Origin of the sequence: Microbulbifer sp. YPW16 (assembly GCF_021290385.1) — a bacterium.
GTDB classification, from domain to species: domain Bacteria; phylum Pseudomonadota; class Gammaproteobacteria; order Pseudomonadales; family Cellvibrionaceae; genus Microbulbifer; species Microbulbifer zhoushanensis.
Genome location: NZ_CP089928.1, coordinates 3,361,998 through 3,381,036 on the forward strand (window position 1 = coordinate 3,361,998; position 19,039 = coordinate 3,381,036).

At 59.9% G+C, this 19,039-nt stretch carries 13 protein-coding genes; 8 read left to right on the plus strand and 5 right to left on the minus strand.

Annotation, left to right across the window (positions count from 1 at the left end; translation table 11 throughout):
• The first annotated feature begins 120 nt into the window (after nucleotides 1–120).
• The 6 genes from LVE68_RS14610 to LVE68_RS14635 all read left to right on the plus strand — a co-directional run bounded on the left by LVE68_RS14610 (nucleotide 121) and on the right by LVE68_RS14635 (nucleotide 6,487).
• Entirely contained in the window at nucleotides 121–1,425 is a 1,305-nt protein-coding gene (locus LVE68_RS14610; RefSeq protein ID WP_232941171.1) for a polysaccharide biosynthesis C-terminal domain-containing protein, read from the plus strand.
• A 90-nt stretch (nucleotides 1,426–1,515) separates the two neighbouring features.
• Nucleotides 1,516–2,481 (plus strand): LpxL/LpxP family Kdo(2)-lipid IV(A) lauroyl/palmitoleoyl acyltransferase, encoded by a 966-nt coding sequence (gene lpxL / locus LVE68_RS14615; RefSeq protein ID WP_232941172.1) that lies wholly within the window; start codon nucleotides 1,516–1,518, stop codon nucleotides 2,479–2,481.
• A gap of 106 nt (nucleotides 2,482–2,587) precedes the next feature.
• Nucleotides 2,588–3,463, plus strand: a complete 876-nt coding sequence (gene dapA, locus LVE68_RS14620) for a 4-hydroxy-tetrahydrodipicolinate synthase (protein ID WP_232941173.1) — start codon at nucleotides 2,588–2,590, stop codon at nucleotides 3,461–3,463.
• Nucleotides 3,464–3,536: 73 nt separating this feature from the next.
• Nucleotides 3,537–4,706: an outer membrane protein assembly factor BamC gene (bamC, locus tag LVE68_RS14625; protein ID WP_232941174.1), complete on the plus strand. Its 1,170-nt coding sequence runs from the start codon at nucleotides 3,537–3,539 to the stop codon at nucleotides 4,704–4,706.
• A 10-nt stretch (nucleotides 4,707–4,716) separates the two neighbouring features.
• The gene (locus tag LVE68_RS14630) at nucleotides 4,717–5,496 is read left to right on the plus strand and encodes an MBL fold metallo-hydrolase (RefSeq protein ID WP_232941175.1); all 780 of its coding nucleotides are present in this window, start codon (nucleotides 4,717–4,719) and stop codon (nucleotides 5,494–5,496) included.
• A gap of 166 nt (nucleotides 5,497–5,662) precedes the next feature.
• The gene (locus LVE68_RS14635) at nucleotides 5,663–6,487 is read left to right on the plus strand and encodes a sulfite exporter TauE/SafE family protein (RefSeq protein ID WP_232941176.1); all 825 of its coding nucleotides are present in this window, start codon (nucleotides 5,663–5,665) and stop codon (nucleotides 6,485–6,487) included.
• 348 nt (nucleotides 6,488–6,835) lie between these two features.
• Here the strand turns inward: LVE68_RS14635 and LVE68_RS14640 are convergent, their stop codons facing one another.
• Nucleotides 6,836–8,371 carry a peptide MFS transporter gene (locus LVE68_RS14640; RefSeq protein WP_232941177.1) on the minus strand — a complete coding sequence of 512 codons (1,536 nt, stop codon included), beginning with the start codon at nucleotides 8,369–8,371 and terminating at the stop codon, nucleotides 6,836–6,838.
• A gap of 420 nt (nucleotides 8,372–8,791) precedes the next feature.
• On the opposite strand from LVE68_RS14640, the gene LVE68_RS14645 reads away from it, so the two are divergent.
• Nucleotides 8,792–10,012: a CDC27 family protein gene (locus LVE68_RS14645; protein WP_232941178.1), complete on the plus strand. Its 1,221-nt coding sequence runs from the start codon at nucleotides 8,792–8,794 to the stop codon at nucleotides 10,010–10,012.
• A gap of 20 nt (nucleotides 10,013–10,032) precedes the next feature.
• Here LVE68_RS14645 and LVE68_RS14650 read toward each other — a convergent pair whose 3' ends face one another.
• Complete coding sequence (locus LVE68_RS14650; RefSeq protein WP_232941179.1) at nucleotides 10,033–10,863, minus strand: M61 family metallopeptidase; 831 nt, start codon at nucleotides 10,861–10,863, stop codon at nucleotides 10,033–10,035.
• A 330-nt stretch (nucleotides 10,864–11,193) separates the two neighbouring features.
• Here LVE68_RS14650 and LVE68_RS14655 point away from each other — a divergent pair, with 330 nt between their 5' ends.
• Nucleotides 11,194–14,175: a TonB-dependent receptor domain-containing protein gene (locus tag LVE68_RS14655; RefSeq protein WP_232941180.1), complete on the plus strand. Its 2,982-nt coding sequence runs from the start codon at nucleotides 11,194–11,196 to the stop codon at nucleotides 14,173–14,175.
• A gap of 198 nt (nucleotides 14,176–14,373) precedes the next feature.
• Here LVE68_RS14655 and LVE68_RS14660 read toward each other — a convergent pair whose 3' ends face one another.
• The 3 genes from LVE68_RS14660 to LVE68_RS14670 form a co-directional block, all read right to left on the minus strand.
• Nucleotides 14,374–16,989: a TonB-dependent receptor plug domain-containing protein gene (locus LVE68_RS14660; protein WP_232941181.1), complete on the minus strand. Its 2,616-nt coding sequence runs from the start codon at nucleotides 16,987–16,989 to the stop codon at nucleotides 14,374–14,376.
• Between the two features lie 504 nt (nucleotides 16,990–17,493).
• A complete protein-coding gene (locus tag LVE68_RS14665; RefSeq protein ID WP_232941182.1) occupies nucleotides 17,494–18,078 on the minus strand; it encodes a MarC family protein in 585 nt (194 codons plus the stop codon).
• 238 nt (nucleotides 18,079–18,316) lie between these two features.
• Complete coding sequence (locus LVE68_RS14670) at nucleotides 18,317–19,021, minus strand: 2OG-Fe(II) oxygenase family protein (RefSeq protein ID WP_232941183.1); 705 nt, start codon at nucleotides 19,019–19,021, stop codon at nucleotides 18,317–18,319.
• Between the last annotated feature and the right edge of the window lie 18 nt (nucleotides 19,022–19,039).

Below are 19,039 nucleotides of genomic sequence, written 5' to 3' on the forward strand. Positions count from 1 at the left end.
GAATTATGAAGCATCGGGCCGAGCGGCCTTCAGGCTAAAATCTGGCACAAACATTCCGGTTTTCCTGAACCCCAGCGTGATTATGTCGCCCTAAGTTCCACGTCATGAATGGATTCGGATTTGCAAAGTTCCGCGCGCCAACATTATTCCGAAGTTGGACGGCTGGTAACGGTGGGCGTAACCGGCCAGCTGGTGATTTTCGCGCTGTCCGTTGCGATGGCACGCAACCTGTCTGTCGCGGACTTCGAAGCCTATGTGGTGGCGGCGGCCCTGTTCCTGTTGATGGTGGCCATTGCCGCGCAGGGGCTGGACAAGTATGCATTGCGATTGCTGCCCGGTAAGTTCGATCGGGGTGACTGGCAGCTGGCGGCGGATTACGTTGTCTTTGCGCTTAGGCGGGTTCTCGTCGGTGCGCTGGTGGTGGGCCTCGCCGGGGCGCTCTGGGCGCGGTATGTGCGCGAATTCCCGCCGGGCACCCTGTATGCGGTTTACCTGGCCTGCGCGGGGGTGCCGCTGGGGGTGCTGGTCTGTTTCCTGGGCGCGGTACTGAGCGCCACCGGCGATTGTGCGCGGGCGGCCTTCCTGACCCTGCTCTTGCCCCCGGCGGTGGCGCTGCTGGCCCTCGGCGGTGCAATTTTGCTCCGGCTGCCCCTGAGCGGCGCGGTGGGCATTGCCTGCTGGGGCGTGGGATGGCTGGTGGCACTGCTGGCTGTGGTGGCCCGGGTGCAGCGTGCCTGGTCCGGGCCGCGCCGGGCCCTGGCCCGGGGTGTGCCGCGGCCCGGGTGGCGCGCTGCGGCCATGCCCTTCTGGCTCTATCGCCTGGCCATGGGGGCGGTGGCGCATATGGCGGTGATACTGCTGGACTGGCTGCAGCCCTCTGCCGCGGCAACGGGGGCATACGCCGCGGCCATGTCGATGGCCGGCGTGGCGGCGGTGCTGGCAGTGGCCACCAACCGGGTTTACGCGCGGGAACTCTCAGTCCTGATGGAGCGGGGCGATTACACCGGGGTCGACCGCTGCCGGCGCCAGCGGCTGCTGTGGCTGGTGCCGGTGCTGGTGGTATTCCTGCTGGGCGCCTTCCTGTTTACCGATGACCTGTTGCGCCTGTTCCGCCCGCAGTTCGTGGAGGAGGGAAGGGCCGCCTTCCGCCTGCTGGCGCTGAGTACTGCCGCCACGGTCTGGCTGGGGGTGGCCCCGACCTACCTCAAGTACCAGCGCCACCACCGCATTACCTTCGCGGCCCTCACTGCCTGTGCGGTAATCCAGTTGCTGTTGCTGGTGATACTGGTCCCGGGGCTGGAGGCCAGCGGTGCCGCTATCGCCTATATGGTTTCGATGATGGGCATGTACGGCTTTCTCGCCCTGTATGCCCTGCGCCAGCTGCGCGCCAGGCGGCACCAGGAGCAGCCCCCGCAATCCGGGTGAATTCCCGGCACCCGGCGGCGCAACAGTCGCCGGTTATCCGCTATAATGCGCCGCTTTCTACCACCTGGCGGCGAGTACACTCCCTGACCCATGGAAAAACCGCATTTTCGCGCGGCCCTGTTGCACCCGCGTTACTGGCCTACCTGGCTGCTGTTCGGACTCTGGTTCCTGGTGGCGCAGCTGCCCTATCGCTGGCAGCTGGCCTGCGGCCGCGTGCTGGGCCGCGCGATGCTGCGACTCGCGCCCAGCCGGCGCCTGATTGCCGAGCGCAACCTGGCATTGTGTTTCCCGGAATTGTCGGCTGAAGAACGGGCTTCCCTGCTGAGGCGCAACTTTGAGTCCAACGGTATCGCGCTGATGGAAACCGGCATGGCCTGGTTCCGCAGCAGCGACTGGCTGCGCCGGCGTTTTACCATCGAGGGGCTGGAGCACCTGCAGGGACCCGCGCAGCGGGGGCAGGGTGTGGTGATGCTGGCCATGCACTTCACCACCCTGGAGATCGGTGCCCAGTTCATGTCCCTGTGCCACCCGGTGGATGGCATGTACCGGCCGCACAAGAACCCGGTGTACGACTATATGCAGCGCAAGGGGCGCGAGCGCCATGGTGCGGATTCCGAGGTGTTCCAGCGCAAGGATGTGCGCGGCATGCTGCGGGCACTGAAGCGCGGAAGGGCAGTCTGGTATGCACCGGACCAGGATTACGGCATCAAGCAGGGCGTGTTTGCCCCGCTGTTCGGCCAGCCGGCCGCCACCGTCACGGGCACTTCGCGCTTTGCGCGGGTGGGACGGGCCCAGGTAGTGCCCTATATTGTCCGGCGGCTGGATAATGGCGCCGGCTACGCGGTCAAAGTGTATCCGCCGATTGCAGAAATCCCCTCCGGCGACGAACTGCGGGACGCGACACTGGTCAATCAGTTCGTGGAAGCGCGCATGCGCGAGCTGCCGGAGCAGTACATGTGGGTACACCGGCGGTTCAAGACACGCCCGCCGGGAGAGCCCGGCATCTATGACGGGGTTCGCAGGCGCAAGAAGAAGCGGCGCCGCGAGCGCCGTTAATCCCCGGTCGCCCGGCTCTGGCATCCGCCGGGCGCCATCAGTAACATACCGGTTTCTTTGCGGTGCCCTTCCCGCGCGCAAACGGGGCAGAATTTAAGGAGTTAGGATGTTTTCCGGCAGTATGGTGGCCCTGGCCACCCCGATGTATGCAGACGGTGGCCTGGACTGGGACAGTCTGCACAACCTGGTGGAGTGGCATATAGAGCAGGGCACCCGCGCGATCGTCGCTGTGGGCACCACCGGTGAGTCAGCCACCCTGAGTGTCAATGAGCACCTGGAGGTCATCCGCCGCGTGGTGGACCAGGTGGCGGGCCGTATTCCGGTGATTGCCGGTACTGGCGCCAATTCGGTGACCGAGGCCATTGAGCTGACCGAGAATGCCGCCAAGTGCGGTGCCGATGCCTGCCTGCTGGTGACCCCTTACTACAACAAGCCCACCCAGGAGGGCCTGGTCCTGCATTACAAGGCCATTGCCAAGGCCGTGGCGATTCCACAGATTCTCTACAATGTGCCGGGCCGTACGGCGGTGGATATGAAGCCGGAAACCGTGCGCCGGCTGGCCTCGATCAGTAATATCGTGGGTATCAAGGAGGCCACGGGCGACATCGACCGCGCCCGCGAGCTGCTGGAGATACTGCCGGAGGATTTCGCCATCTATTCCGGGGACGATGCCACGGCGCTCGACCTGATGCTGGCTGGCGGTCATGGCAATGTGAGTGTGACTGCGAACGTGGCCCCGGCCGCGGTGTCCCAGGTGTGCGAGGCGGCACTGCAGGGCGATGCCGAGAAGGCCCGAGCCATCGACCAGCGCATCCAGGTGCTGCACAAGGCGCTGTTCCTGGAGTCGAACCCGATCCCGGTGAAATGGGCCCTGCGGGAAATGGGGCGGATCGACAGCGGCATTCGCCTGCCCCTGACGCCGCTCTCACCGGAACACCACGCCGCTGTGCGCGAGGCCCTGCGCAGTGCCGGGGTACTCTGAGCCTGGGGCCCGGACAATCTCCGGTGGCCACCGGGCGGCCGGCGTAACAAGCTTTAATGCATAGGAACCAATAATGACAAGACTGACTGCCGGAGCTGCGCTGTGTATCGCCAGCGTGGCGCTTTCGGGTTGCGGGATTTTCGGCGACGACGGTTACTTCCGCGATCGCAGCGATGACTATCAGATGGCTGACAGCCTGCCGCCCCTGCGCATGCCCGAGGGTGTGGCGCCGAAGCAGCAGGAGGAACTGTACGAGGTTCCGCAGATCAGCAGCAGTGATGTGGAGGTGGACGAGTTCGAGGTGCCACGACCGCAGGCGCTGTCGGTCAATGTCGGCCTGGACCGGGTCAAGATCCAGAAACTGGGTAGCCGGCGCTGGGTCCTGGTGTCCCAGCCCCCGGAAGAGGTCTGGCCCCAACTGCACTACTTCTTGCGTACTTCTGGCCTGCAGCTGGCCAGTTCCGATGCCAACGCCGGGATCATGGAGACCACCTGGCTCAGTTTCCGCGAAAGCCCGGAAACCAAGGACAAGTACCGCCTGCGGGTGGAATCCGGTGTGCAGCCGGATACCACTGAGATCCATGTACGGCATTACTCCCTGCCCAGGGATGACCCGCGCAACGAAATTGCCTGGCCGGAGCAGTCCACCAGCCCCGAGCGCGAGGGCTGGATGATCGACGAGATGTCCACGGCTCTCGCCGCAGAGGCTTCCGGTGCCGCGGCATCGCTGGTGGCACAGGCCATCGGTGGCGGCAGCGTCAAGGTACAGCTGCGCGAGCCGGCCCGACGCGATCCCTTCCTGTCCCTGGACCTGTCGATGGACCGGGCCTGGGCCACTGTCGCCCATGCCCTGAACTCCGGTGCTTACCGCCTGCATCTCGAAGATGAGGATCGCCGGATTTTCTATGTGACTTTCGATCAGGATCGCGAGCTCACTGAGGAGGAAGACGGCGGCTGGTTCTCCTGGGGCTCTTCCGACGACGAGGACAAGCTTGCGCAGTCAGCGTCCAAGGTCACCCTGCCGCAGGTGCTGGGCAATGTAGACCCGACCACTGACCCGGCCCTGTTCGGCGGAATGTCTGGCCTGGGCGGCGCCACCGGTGCGGATATTCCGGGCTATATCGTCGTCGTGCGCAGCACGCCGGATGCGGTGGAAGTGCGGGTACGGGACACCAGTGGCAAGCCCCTCAAGCGTGGGCGGGCGTCTGACCTGTTGATGGCAATTCGCCAGAACCTGATTTAGGGCCCGGCTTATGTCAGCCGGTCCGTCTCTTCGTTTTGCCTCCCTGGGGAGCGGCAGCAAGGGCAACGGCACGCTGGTCGCCAGTGGCGACCACTGCCTGTTGGTGGACTGTGGTTTTACCATCAAGGAAACCGAGCGACGCATGGCGCGGCTCGGCATGTCCCCGGCAGACCTGTCGGCGATTCTCGTCACCCATGAGCACAGCGACCACCTCTCCGGGGTGGCACCGCTGGCCCGTAAATACAAGCTCCCCGTCTACCTGACGCCGGGCACCCTGCGGGCCAGGGATATTGGCAAGCTGCCACAGGTGCACCTGATAGAGGGGCACAAGCCATTCGCGGTGGCCGATATCCAGGTCACCCCGGTGGCTGTGCCACACGATGCCCGGGAGGCGGCACAGTTCGTGTTCCGCCGCGACGGCCGCAGCCTGGGCCTGCTTACCGACCTGGGCACCGTCACCCCGCATGTCGAGGAGCACTACAGTGGCTGCGATGCCCTGGTGCTGGAAGCCAACCACGACCCCCTGATGCTGGCCCAGGGTCCCTATCCGCCCTCGCTGAAGCGGCGTGTCGGCGGAGCCTACGGCCACCTCAGCAACCAGCAGGCGGCCGGGTTCCTGCAGCGCGTCGGCCACGAGCAACTACAGCACCTGGTGGTGGCCCATATCAGTGAAAAGAACAATACCGTCGAGCTGGCGCGGACTGCGCTGTCGGGGCCCGCGGAGCAGGTCGACAACTGTATTTTCGCCTGCCAGCAACAGGGCTTCGACTGGCTGGAAATCAACCGCTAGGTACCTGGTTGCCGTTTCTGGTAACCACGACCGGTGGCTGTAGGGGCGAACCTGGTGCTCGCCCGCATTGCCTGGATCCAGGCACCCGGGCAAGTCTATTATTCGCTCGCCGTGACTGGCTGCTGCCGCCAGCCGGGGGACAAGGAATTCAAGGGGGAGAGCAGTAATGGAAACACTCCTGGTATATCTCGCCGTGGGCGCGGTGGCCGGCACCATTGCGGGCCTGTTCGGCGTCGGTGGTGGACTTATCATTGTCCCGGCCCTGGTGCTGGTATTTACGGCACAGGAACTCTCCCCGGAAATCCTTACCCATATGGCAGTGGCCACCTCCCTGGCCACTATCGTCATCACCTCTGTCAGCTCGATCCGCACGCACCACCTGAAGGGGGCGGTGGACTGGCGGGTTTTCCGGTTGATGGCGCCGGGCATCCTGCTGGGGTCCTGGCTCGGCGGTGTGACAGCTCACCTCTTGCCGGGCGCCTGGCTGCAGATGCTGATCGGCGTGTTTGCCGTGGCCATCGCCTGCAAAATGTGGCTGGATGGCCTGCGCTCGGTGCCTTTGCCGGAGGACGGCGGGAAGTTGCCGGGGGCCGTGGCACTCAGTGGGGCAGGGGGTGTGATTGGCTGGGCGTCGGCGATCTTCGGCATTGGTGGTGGCTCACTCACCGTGCCGTTCCTGTCCCGCTGCCATGTGCAGATCCAGCGCGCCGTGGCTACCTCTGCGGCCTGCGGGCTGCCTATCGCGGTGGCGGGTGCAATCAGTTTTGCCGTCCAGGGATGGTCGGACCCGCTGCTGCCGGACTGGAGCACCGGCTATATCTACTGGCCGGCCTTCCTGGGTATCGTTATGGCCAGCGCAATTTTCGCTCGCTTCGGTGCGCTGCTGGCCCACCGGCTATCCCCGCCCCTGCTCAAGAACTGCTTCGGTGGCCTGCTGTTCGTGATCGGGCTGCGGTTTATCTGGCTCAACCGGTCCCTTTTGCTGGGGTGATAATAGTCTCCCCTCAATCTTAGGTAGGAGCGGCCGCTGGCCGCGACCGTCGCGCCACAAGGTGCCCCAGGCGGCGCAATCCGCTGTGCTTATTGCGCCCTATTCGCCACGCTTGATCTCAGTCTTCCTCGTTGTTGGCGCATCTCGACCGCCTCCCCGCTACATTGTCGAAAGGGGCCCGAACCGGCTTCCCGCTTCCCAATACCACGAAGCCTGGCTGGGCTGGGACTGGATGGGGATGCCGTTCCGGGGGGCATCGTCGTAGGCCGGCCATAAAAAAGGGCCGCTGTTTCCAGCGGCCCTTGATAGTGTGGAGCGAGCGAATGTCGCCCTTGCCCGGAATCCGGGTCAGGAAGTGGTTCTGGCGGCGGTCTCGGCCGGCTCGACCGGCTGGGATACCTCGCTGTGTCCCTCCCACTTCTTGGACTTCAGGCTGATCAGTGCGATCACGGCACCGATGCCGATGCTGAATACTGCGATCTGCAGGTACAGGTTAGGCAGTTCGGAGACGTTGTTGGGGTCGAAATTACCCGCGAGCAGGCCGGCGATGATGTTACCGATAGAGTAGGTGAGTACGAACACACCCATCATCTGGCCGGCGAAGCGGCGCGGTGACAGCTTGCTGACGGCGCTCAGGGCTACCGGGCTCAGGCACAGCTCACCGACCGTATGCAGGAAGTAAGTGGTTACCAGCCAGTAAGGCGCCACTTTCAGGCCCTCGGCCGCATACTGGGCGGCAAAGAACATAACGATAAAGCCGCTGGCCATGATCATCAGGCCGATGGCGCACTTCATGCCGTAGGACGGTGTGATCATGCGCTTGCCCAGGTTGATCCACAGGGCGGCGAAGAAGGGCGACAGGATGATGATGAACATCGGGTTGACGTTCTGGAACCAGGACGCCGGGATCTCGAAGGCGCCGATCATGCGGTCGGTGTAGTCACGGCCAAACAGGTTCAGGGAAGAGCCCGCCTGCTCAAAGCCGGACCAGAAGCAGGCCGAGGCTACACACACCAGGAACAGGGCCCACATGCGCTTCTTCTCGGTCTCGCTCAGGCCACCACCGAAGTAAATGTAGGCATAGTAGGCGAAGAAGATCAGGGTGAAGGCCACAGCCACGTACTGGGCCACGGCTACCGGGTTGATGGTGATGGCGCCGGTCATGGTCAGGGCTGTGACGACCACTACCGCGGCGACAACCGCCCAGATGGTGCTCCAGGCCTTCTTGGCACCCTCGGTAGTCATGGGATGCTCAGGCTTCAGGCTCGCATCACCCAGGTTGCCGATAGTCTTGCGGTATTGGATCAGGCCTACAGCCATACCCACAGCGGCAGCACCGAAGCCCCAGTGCCAGCCCACTTTTTCACCGAAGTAGCCGCAGATCATGTAGCCCAGCACGGAACCGATATTGATACCCATGTAGTAGAGGGCATAGCCGCTGTCGCGACGGACATCATCGGAGGCGTACAGGTGACCGACCAGGGCGCTGATGTTGGGCTTCAGCAGGCCGGTGCCGGAGGCCACCAGGATCAGGCCAATAAAGAAAGTGCTGTCGCTGGGGATGGCCAGCACGATATGGCCACACATAATGATGATGCCGCCATACCAGACCGTTCTCTGTCCGCCCAGCAGGCGGTCGGCGATCCAGCCTCCCGGAAGACCCAGGAAGTAAACCGCGCCGGTGTACAGGCCGTAGATGGCGGTTGCGGCTGCCACGGTGAAGGCAAGGCCCTCTTCCTGCAGGCTCGCGGTCATGAACAGTACGAGCAGGGCGCGCATACCGTAATAACTCATGCGCTCCCACATTTCGGTAAAGAACAGGGTCGAGAGCCCTTTCGGATGGCCGAAAAAGCCATCGCTGTTCTGGTGTGTGTTGGACGACATAACCTGAAATTCCAGTTGTTATAGCTTTAGGCGTGAGACCCGGGGCCGGTGTCAAACCGGGCCGGTTGCCAGTTATCGAGTGGCAGGATCCGGGAGCTGGCCAATGCGGACCGCCGGTAGTAGCCGACTGTCTCGTCAGCACCGGTCGCGTTTGCGACAGCTACTGGTGAATGCATGGTACTCCTCAGTCTGCAGTGGTTATCGGCAGCCCCGCGGGACCAATGGCTATCCTGTGGCGCCGGCGGCGTGGACAGCGAGTGTCACGGGGACTTCCAAAACAAGCCATCGCAGTTTAACAGCAGTCTGTTAGGCAGGCGACTCGTTGCAATTGAAACCGCCCATTTTGGTATTCGGGTATTCAAACAGGGGAAATTTGGTGTTAAATGCTGTGTGACAGCTTTTTGACAGGGGAAAATGACAATGAGAACCCCACTGATCCTCCTGGCGCTGGTGACTCTCGCGGGCTGTGCCAGCCTGCCAGAGCCCGAGCCGCCTGCAAATATCACCGGAATCCTCTCCGGAGAGAGCATCCTTGGCCGGCCGGTCAGCACGAGCCGGCTGCCAGACCAGGACCTGCTGGCACTGTCCCCTGAAATGCATGATTACCTGTCCGGAATCGCCCCGGGGGCGCGTCCGGACAGTCGCCTGGCGGCGCTGATCCGCGCCTTCGAGCAGCAGGAGTTCGCCGTACAGTACGACGCGAACAGCACCCTGACGGCAAGCGATACCTACCACCAGCAGCGTGGTAATTGCCTCGCCTTTACCCTGATGATGGTGGCGATGAGCCGGGAGCTGGGGGCCGATGCCTACTTCAACGAGGTGGATGTGCCGCCGGTCTGGGACAGCGCGGAAGACCAGACCTTCGTGGTCTACCGCCATATCAACATGGTTTCGGAAAGCCGGCGTGGTCGGCGGGTCGTGGATTTCAACCTGGAGGCCTATGACCCGGTTTACGACCAGCGCCGCCTGACTGACCGCGAAGCCTTCGCCCAGTATTACAGCAACCGTGGCATTGAGCTGATGCAGCAGGGCAACATCGAACTCGCTTTCCTGCACCTGCGCAAGGCAATCGACCTGCAGCCGGGAAGTGGTGACCTGTGGTCGAACATGGGGGCGCTGTATAGCCGCGCGGGGCAGAGGACCGAGGCGGAGAACAGCTATCGCCAGGCGTTGGTGCTGGATGCAGGGCACCTGGTGGCCATCAGTAACCTGGAACGCCTTTACCGTGCTGGCGGGCGCACGCAGCTGGCCGACGCCTATGCCCGTAGTGCCCGCTACCACCGGGAGCGCAATCCCTATTATCTCTACCAGAAGGCTCGCTCAGCTTATGAAGAGGGAGAGTATGAGCAGGCGCATCACCAGCTTAAAAGAGCCCTCTGGAAGCATGAGGAAGATCACCGTTTCCACTTTCTCATGGCCCTGACCAGTCTGCGCCTGGGGGATGTTAACGGTTCCCGGGAGCACTTTACCCAGGCATTCCTGTTGGCGGAAAACCCTGGTGCAGAAAAGGCCTATGCGCGGAAGTTGCGCGCTATTTCCGGGGGTAAAGCGCAATTCGAGTTTCGTGGGGGAGGGGAAGCCACACAGCGCGATTCCTGGTGGCAGAGAGTCAGCCCCGAGAACGCATTGCCTTTCTTTTAGAAAGTAACAGGGCTGTCAGCTCACAGCAGGTGATCGAACCTGGGGAAGCCGGCCCGGTTTTTCATTACGTCCATCGCACGGCTGAATACGGCTTCCCCGGCAATCCGGTCCAGTTCGTTGACCAGCCCTTCCATATCGTGCGCCTTGGTCCGGCAGCATGCCAGGTACTCCCGCAGGATCGCCTGCAGGGATTCGCCATTGCTTTGCAGCTCCCGATCCACGGCAAGAAAATAAACCGCACCTCCCCAGTACATCGTCGGGTATTGCCTTGCTTTGCGCAGCCTGGGTGCAGCACGGGCAAATGGTTCGCCGGAAACAAATCCACTGCGCTGGTATGCCTGCGATGCGCGCTCAATCCTGGACTGGTAGCGCTGCTGCATTTCCTCCGGGGAAATCAGCTTCATGCTTGCCATCACCTGATACTGCATATAACTGGCAAAACCCTCAGCAAACCAGGCATGTTCACGCCCCAGGTAAGGGATTAACAGGTGACTGAGCTCGTGCGGGGCTGTCCAGTCGTCCAGGAAGTCTTCCAGTGAAAACGCAGGGTCAACATGGAAGTCTATTCCCTGAATACCGTGTCTTCTGGTGTTGGCCCAGGGGACTGGCTCGCGCTGTTGGTCGCGGCGATAAAAAGATACATGAATATCAAAAGGGTAGGTCGTGACATGTTGCTCTATACCGGACACTGTCCGGGCTACCCATTGCCGGAGCTTGCGCTTTTCTCCGTTACTGAACTGGTCTTCCCAGCTCCATATGATTTCGGCATTGGCTGACTGACCGAAAATTAAAAGGATGAATATTGCGCCATAGCAGAGTCGTGCCAGTCTGGAGTAAACGGTGAATTTCATTGACGCCTCCTGGATTGGTTCTGCTGGGGTATGCGGTAAGTATTGCATATGAAAACCAAATAAATTTGGTTTGCAGGAGGGAATATCTAACTGGTTCTTGGGTCCCAATTCTGGGCTATATCAGGTTTGTCAGCGCTCGTTTATGAATAAATAATGACACTTTATTATTCGAGACAAAAAAATATCCTGACAAGTATAAAAAAATTGAGGGCCAGCCTGTTTCATTCGTCCTCTCAATGCAAACGGCCGTTTTACTGTGCCCGCCATGAAGGCGGGGCTTGTAATAGAGGTTGGCCGCATAACAAAAAATGAAACAGGAAGGTTGAATCCATGCATAAGAAAATACTCGCGAGCGCAATCAGGACTGCCATCGGGTTTACTGCGGCTACGATGATGCTGCCAGTCATGGCCCAGGACGATGCAAGCAATAAGGAGATTGACGCGAAGAAAACCGGGGAAAGCGAGCTGATTGAAGAGGTTTACGTAACGGGCTCACGTATCGCTCGTGCCGGTTACGACACTATGCAGCCAGCTTCCAGCCTCGATAAGGATTTCTTTGACGCCAACGGTTATACCAATGTGGCTGATGCCCTGAACAGCCTGCCCATGATGGTGCCGTCCGGCACCAGCCTGGCTGAGTCAGACCCGAATAACGTGGGCCAGAGCTTCGCTGACTTTTATGGCCTGGGCTCCCAGCGCACACTCACCCTGGTAAACGGTCGTCGGGTGGTGGCTGCCAATGCGCCCACCGCATTTGGTGCGACTGGCGGCCTGCAGGTGGATCTCAACTCCCTGCCGACGGCGTTGATTGAACGCGTTGACGTAGTCTCAGTAGGCGGCGCCCCCATTTATGGTTCTGATGCCATTGCGGGCACGATTAACGTGATTCTCCGCGACGATTTTGAAGGCGTGGAGACCGAGTTCTCCAGTGGTTTCGCCCAGGGCGAAAATGACGCAGGTGACCACAAGGCCTCCATTACCTTCGGCCAGAACTTTGCAGAAGGTCGTGGTAACGTGGTGGCAAGTTACGAGTACAACAAGGCTGATGCCGTACTCATGAACGACCGTGCTTTTACCGGTGACTACTACTACTTCTTTGAGAACCCGGAAAGTGAGGGGCCTGACGACGGCATCGTCGACAAGATTTTCGATAAAGGCCGTTCCATTGCCGTTCTGACCGAGGAGGGTATCCCGACTGCCACCGGCGGACTGCCCCTGTTCGCCTTTGGCCTTAACATGACGGATGAAGACGGTAACCCGATTGGCTTTGGTGCCGATGGTCACCTGACGCAGATCAATATCGGTGAGCCATCCGGTAATATCATCAACTTTATTGGTGGTGATGGCCTGCTGCTGCAGAACTACGATTCAGTTCGTGCGCCGATTGAGCGTAACCTTTTTAACACCATGGGCCACTACGACCTGACTGACCGGGTCCAGGCCTATGCGGAAATAAACTACTACACTGCTGAATCCAGCGACCCCAACGCCCAGCCGTTCTACCAGTCCGGTATTTTCGGTGGTGATTCAGCAGCCTTGCCTCTGTCCATTGACAACCCCTACCTGAATGCTCGCGACCGTGAGCTGCTAACCGCTAACGGCATTCCTGCCGGTGGTACCTTCTACCTGCACAAGGGGATGAATGATCTCTCCCAGAGTGGCCGGACCGGTGGCGAGAACGAAATGTTCCGCTATGTGCTGGGCCTCAAGGGTGACCTGGACCTGGCGGGAAGGGACTGGACCTGGGACTTTACCTATAACAAGGGTGAAACCTCTTCCACCACCAGCAGAACCCAGCTGGTGCAGGCGAACTACGAAAAGGCAATCGATGTAACCACCGATGCCAACGGTAATATCGTCTGTGTTTCGGCTGATCCTGACTGTGTGCCGTTGAATGTTATGGGTACCGTCACTGACCAGGCCGCGATCAGCTATGTGACTACCCAGGGCGTAACCTGGGGGGATCTCGAGCAGGAGATCATCAGCCTGAATACCAGCGGTGATGTGATCGACCTCCCGGCGGGTCCATTGTCCATGGGCTTTGGTTATGAAATGCGGGATGAGTTTTCTGCTTTCCGTCCCGATGACTTCATGCGCCAGGGGCTGGGCCGGAGCGCTGCGCTGTCCCCGCTTTCCGGTGGCTTCGATACCAAGGAGTTCTATACCGAAGCGTTGATCCCGGTTCTCCCGGCAGACCTGATTCCCACCCTGGAAGGTATGGAAATCGAGGGTGCTTGGCGGAACGTGGATCATTCCCAGGCCGGGGATGATGACACCTGGAGCGTCGGTACCCGGATTATGTTCGATATCCCGGTTGTCGGCGCGCTGACTCTGCGTGGTAACGTAACCGAGTCGATCCGTGCCCCCGCTGTTACCGAGGCGCTGCTGCCGCTGTCCGAAACTTTCTCCTCGGCTAACGACCCCTGTGACGAGCGTTATGTGGGCCAGGGTGAGAATCCCGCCCAGCGTCGTGCGAACTGTGAAGCCGAAGCGGCGGCAGCCGGTTATACCTACGATCCCAACTCTTACCAGTCCGAGATTGTCAATGCCACCAAAGAAGGTTTTACTGGCGGCAACCCGGATCTGCTGAATGAGCGCGCCGATGCATCAACCTGGGGCTTTGTATGGGCACCGGGCTTTACCGAGGGGCTCGAGTTGACTGTGGATTGGGTCAATATTGATATCGAGGATGCGATTGAACAGCTATCCCTGACGGTATTGATGGAAGCCTGTTATGACGGTGACCAGGGTAATGTGGCGTGTGATAACTTCACCCGCGATGAGAATTTCCAGATCAATGGTTTCACCACTGGCTTCCGCAATGCGGGCTTTTACAATTTCCGTGGTGTCCAGTCTGACCTGACCTATAACTTCGACCTGGCAAACTGGAGTGTTCCGGGTTCCTTTGATGTGAGCATGAAGGCATTCCATATCAAGGAGCAGCAGTTCTCTGTAACTGGTAAGGACCTTGAAGTGGATGCCGGTGAGATTGGTTATTCTGATTGGCAAGGGCAGTTCAGCCTGGCCTACAACCTGGATAACCTGACGGCCAGCTGGCAGACGCAGTATATCGGTGAGGCGAATGTCGATAATGACGATACCGCTGAATCCCGCGATATCCCGGTCGTTCCTGAGTACTGGCTGAACAACGCCTACGTGGGGTACCAGTTCAATGACAACCTGCGGGCCAGCCTGTCTGTGCGTAATGTCTTTGATGAAGAGCCGCCGACAGGAGTGAACTCATTTACTGCCATTGGTCTCTACGACATCCTGGGACGTTATGTAACAGCCGGGGTCAGCTATAACTTCTAACTCTTGATCTAAGAAACAAAACTATAGGTAGTTAGGACTTTGAGCCCCCTTGCTTTGGCAAGGGGGCTTTTTTAATTGTCCGGAAGAAGTTTCTGCAGTGAGAGAAGGCGCTGCTTTTTCAAGTTGCTTGCAAAAAAAAAGGGCCAACAACGTTGGCCCTTTCCTTTCTCGAGTTACCTCAAGAATAGTGCAGCTTTCTTAGAACGCTACGGTGTACTCGGCGTAAACCATGCGACCGGTGTTGTCGTACAGGTTGTAGTGCTCGCGAGCAAACTTGCCATCCTTGTCCAGTACCGGATCTTCGTTGGTCAGGTTGCGTGCGCCAACCTTGACGGAGCCAAGTGACTCGGTGTCCAGGCGATAGGACAGGTTCAGGGTAGTCCAGTCGTCCAGGTCGTCGCCGCTCTTGACCAGGGTACCGGCGTCGGTGACATCGGTGAACTCGTCGTGAGCCGCTACGTAATCAACGGTCAGGTCAACCGCGTGCATGCCCATGCTCCAGCCCAGGATAAACTGGCCGCGCAGGTCCGGGTACAGGTTGAAAGTTGCAATGTCCTGTACCGGGCCCTGGTAGTAGGCGTCGGTCTCGTAGGACATCTGGTGGCTCACCAGGCCGCCTAGGGAGATCAGGCCGAACTCGGTGTCAAAGCCACCGTCAACCTTGATGTCTACACCGGTAACATCCAGGATGCCCGCGTTGGTGGTCTGGGAGAAGAACTCGCGCTGGGCGCCAGTGCCGGTGGTGTAAATACCGGTAGACGGATCCAGCTCAACACCGGAAGCCAGGGCGTAGAAGATGCTCTGGGCGGAAGGCTGGATGATCACGTCTTCGACTTCCACGTTCCAGAAACCTACGTCCAGGTTCCAGCCGTCCACGAATTCCCAGTTACCGCCCACGGACAGGGAGGTGGAGGTTTCCGCGTCCAGGTCTTCGCTGGTGGAGTAGTAGGTGTTGTACTGACGGGACAGGCCGGTTTCGGGATTGGTAGCGTCTTCCGCGGAGAACGCAGACGGGCCGTATAGCTCATCCAGGGCCGGGGCGCGGAAGCCTTTACCGGCGCGGGCGCGCAGGCTCAGGGTATCAGTCACCATGTAGGTGGCGGACAGGGACGGCGCGACGTTGGATCCGAAATCGCTGTAGTCATCGTAACGAACAGCAGCGTTCATCTCGATCTGGTCGGTAACCGGGATGATGGCCTCGGCGAATACCGCGGCCACGTCGCGCTCACCAGCGGCGGAGTTGCCGGAGCTACCGCCTACCAGGCCGGCCTCGGAGGCGGCGTCGTACTGGTTGGCATATTCGATGGTGTATGCCTCGGCACCACTCAGGACAATGGTCTCGCCTGCGCCGAACCAGTCACCAGCGTCAAACTGCAGGTGGCCGTAGACCTTTGACAGGTCGGTGAAGTTGTCCTGGGAAGTAGTGGCGCGCATAGCGGCGGCACCTTCCGGGGTGAACGGGTCGATATCGTTGGCCAGGACGTAATCCAGTCCCGGGTAGGACAGGTAATACTGACCACTTTCCTTGGACTCGTAGCGGCCTTTCTGGGCATAGGTCTCGTAGCTCATGCCGTTGGGCAGGTCGCCGCGGAAGCCGGCGGTGAAGTCGTACTGGGTGTCGGTCACGAAGTTATCGCGCGGGCCGATGTTGGTCCAGCGGTAGTAACCGGTGATTTCGTAGTCTTCAGTGATATCGCCGTTGGCCAGCAGTGAGTCCACGTCGAACGGTACATCGCTGTAATCAGCGGGCATATCGTTCCAGGCTGCTGCCGGCGGGGCGTAACGGCCGAAAGAGTCAACCTTGGAGAACAGGATGTTGGAGAAGAACTCGACGTTCTCGGAAAGATCGTAGCTGGCGCTCAGGAAGGTATTGACGCGGCTCAGCTCGGCCTTGTTGGCGGAAACCGCTGCGTAGTTGTAGTTGCACAGGGTGCCGTCGGGCTCATTGAACGCGCCCGCACCGGTCTCGAGGAATGCATCACCACCGCAGCTGTTGGCGGCCTGGATGTCGTAGTACTCGGTGTTCGGGTCGTAGATCTCGATGGACTTACCGAAGTAGGAATAGCCGTCGGTGTCCAGGTAGGAGTCGAGGCGGCCGTCGCCGTTGTCGCGGATCCAGGCAGCGGTGTAGTCGCGGTCGGCGTCGAAGATCGGGTCGCGACGGTTGTACTCGGCGGAGAAGGTCACATTACCGCGATCACTGGTGATACCGGAAACGAAGCCAAAGGATTCCTCGATGCCGTCGTCGTTGGAGCGCTCACCGCGGCGGGCAGTAAACTCCAGGCCCTCGAAGTTTTCGCGCATGACCAGGTTGACCACGCCGGCAACAGCGTCGGAGCCGTATACCGCGGAGGCGCCATCGGCCAGGATATCGATGCGCTCAACGGCAGTCATCGGGATCATGTTCAGGTTGACGGAAGCGGCGCCCAGGTTGGGGGAACCCGGCAGGCGGCGACCGTTGACCATGACCAGGCTGCGCTGGGAGCCCAGGCCACGCAGGTCAACGGTAGCGTTGGACTGTGCGGAGCTGCCGGAGCGCTCATTGAAAGAACCCAGGGAGTTCAGCGGGGTGGCGCGCAGGGTGTCGGAGATCATCAGGCTGCCGGATGCTTCGATATCGGCGCGGTCCATGCTGACAACCTGGGCGGACTGGTCAAAGTTTGTGCGCTTGATGCGCGAGCCAGTCACAACAAGCTCTTCGACCAGGGTGGCGTCTCCACTCTGGGCAAAGGCGGGCATAACGGGAACCATTACTGCGGCTGCAGTGAAGCCGATGGCTCCCTTTACAGCGACGGACAGGAGGTTCTTTTTCATTGTAAATCCTCTTTTGAATCGTTGGATTTATAGTGATTCAGCCTCATGAGGCGATTGATCAAAACGGCACCCCGTACAGTGAGGACTGCTTGCCGTTATTGCCGCCGCGCTCGGAGGCGGCTTTTATTGCGCTACAAGGTAAGAAGTGCACCTTGCGCGGTTCGTGCCTTAAATGCGCGAGCTGACTTTAATGTATCAAAATGATTAATGGAACTTACCTGACTAAGAGCGAAGGGGGCGGAACAAGGTCGGGTTGATTGCAAGTTAACCAGAAAGGTTGAAAAATAAACTTCTCAGAGGGATGTGTATATTACAAAATCTACACAATTGTTATTTTTATCTAGGAAATATTATTTTATTAGGATGTTCAATTCGTTTTTTCGGGGAAGAAATCGGTTTGTCGAATCGACTAAAAAGTGAGCTTTCGGGTGGGCCAGAGTTGCCGTTTCCGACAACCCTGGGAAATGTGTGGGCAAAGTAGCCGTTTGTTTGCGTTTTCAGTGGTCACGCAAGGCTTTGCTTCATCCCATCGAGGAATAACTGCACGGCGAGCATAACCAGTACCATGCCCATCAACCGCTCCACTGCAATCAACCCCCGGCCGCCAAGGAGTTTTGCCAGTGGTGCGGAGGCCAGCAGAATAACTGCTGATACACCCCAGGCCCCGAGTAATGCCAGTGTCCAGCCCATCAGCCGTTCGCCTTCACTGTTGGTCATCAGCATCAGGATTGCCATTGTAGAGGGGCCGGCTACCAGCGGGACCGCCAGGGGTACAAAGAAGGGCTCCCCCTCGAGACGCTCGCCCATGATGCCGCCCTCTATGGGGAACACCATGCGAATTGCGATCAGGAAGAGAATGATCGCGCCTGCAATACGGATTGCCTCCTGGGAGAGACCGAGCCAGGCGAGGATAAACCGACCGCCATACAGGAATACCAGCAGTACAATCAGAGCGAAGATGAGTTCGCGCATTATCACGTAAAGCTGCCGTCGCTGGGGTACGTTCTTGAGCGCTGCCAGGAACACCGGGATATTCCCCAGGGGGTCCATGACGAACAGCAGGGTCAGGAAAGCGGTAAAAGTATCCATAACATCTCTTCATCGATGGTTGCGTGCAGTTGGGTGAGTTACGCACGATTGAATGGTCCGGCACCCGACTGGCAGAAGAGGCGCGGCACTTCGTGAAGCGGCGCATTGTAGACAAGTATTGGCCATTCTGCAGGGCTTCGCCGCCAGGGATCGCAGAATAGTGCGGTCGAAGGCGTGGCTTCCTTGAAAGCGCGCCGCATTAACCCCGACAGTTCACAGGTCCGTAGCAGTCGGGCGTTCAGTTGTGCTTCCGGTCATGGAACCAGCCGCTGATTGCCAGGCGCACTCTGGGCGCGAATGGTGCGACCGTGGTTACGGAGTGCACATGCTTGACGTCAAACAGGCACAGGCTGTTGAACTCTGGTGACCATGCTTCCCGCGTGGCGCCACTATCCTCAAAAAACTGTAGCAAGCCGCCCCAGTCAGGATGCCAGTGCTCAGTCAGGTTCAGGACGAATGCCACCCGTCGGCCCTCGCTGGTGACGTCATCCCGGTGCCGGGTGAGGAAATCACCGGGAGAAAAAGACGTCGCTTGTGCGGAGGTGGAGGCCAGTTCCTGGATGCCGGTTATTTCCCGCACCTGCTCCAGTAGGGGCTCGCTGTTTAGCCAGGAGACAAGCTTGTCCAGGGGTGCAGCAGTATTACTGTCGAGCCCATGGCGTCCATACCAGAAGCCCACGCCACGGCTAGCCATGTCATACACTTCCCGCACCAGCTGTTGTCGCGCAGCTGGAGGAAGTGCGGAAAACTCCTCCCGGGAAATTTCACGGTATTCCCCGTTGGCGATGTGGGCCTGGCGAAACCTGGCATGATGGGTGAGTGACTGCGCAATGTCAGCTGCTGCCGGAGGGGCCAGTAAGTCTTTCACGCGACAGCGCAGGTCGTGACGGTATTCTGCCGCCCAGTGCCCGGTGTCCAGGTTTGTATTGAGCTGATAGGCCATTTTTTCAGTTGTCCCCTC

Excerpts from the sequence above, each read along its gene's own strand:
- LVE68_RS14660 (WP_232941181.1), bottom strand. The coding sequence starts at position 16,989 with ATGAAAAAGAACCTCCTGTCCGTCGCTGTAAAGGGAGCCATCGGCTTC.
- lpxL (WP_232941172.1), top strand. The coding sequence starts at position 1,516 with ATGGAAAAACCGCATTTTCGCGCGGCCCTGTTGCACCCGCGTTACTGG.
- LVE68_RS14655 (WP_232941180.1), top strand. The coding sequence starts at position 11,194 with ATGCATAAGAAAATACTCGCGAGCGCAATCAGGACTGCCATCGGGTTT.
- LVE68_RS14670 (WP_232941183.1), bottom strand. The coding sequence starts at position 19,021 with ATGGCCTATCAGCTCAATACAAACCTGGACACCGGGCACTGGGCGGCA.
- LVE68_RS14645 (WP_232941178.1), top strand. The coding sequence starts at position 8,792 with ATGAGAACCCCACTGATCCTCCTGGCGCTGGTGACTCTCGCGGGCTGT.
- LVE68_RS14640 (WP_232941177.1), bottom strand. The coding sequence starts at position 8,371 with ATGTCGTCCAACACACACCAGAACAGCGATGGCTTTTTCGGCCATCCG.
- bamC (WP_232941174.1), top strand. The coding sequence starts at position 3,537 with ATGACAAGACTGACTGCCGGAGCTGCGCTGTGTATCGCCAGCGTGGCG.
- LVE68_RS14630 (WP_232941175.1), top strand. The coding sequence starts at position 4,717 with ATGTCAGCCGGTCCGTCTCTTCGTTTTGCCTCCCTGGGGAGCGGCAGC.
- dapA (WP_232941173.1), top strand. The coding sequence starts at position 2,588 with ATGTTTTCCGGCAGTATGGTGGCCCTGGCCACCCCGATGTATGCAGAC.
- LVE68_RS14635 (WP_232941176.1), top strand. The coding sequence starts at position 5,663 with ATGGAAACACTCCTGGTATATCTCGCCGTGGGCGCGGTGGCCGGCACC.
- LVE68_RS14650 (WP_232941179.1), bottom strand. The coding sequence starts at position 10,863 with ATGAAATTCACCGTTTACTCCAGACTGGCACGACTCTGCTATGGCGCA.
- LVE68_RS14665 (WP_232941182.1), bottom strand. The coding sequence starts at position 18,078 with ATGGATACTTTTACCGCTTTCCTGACCCTGCTGTTCGTCATGGACCCC.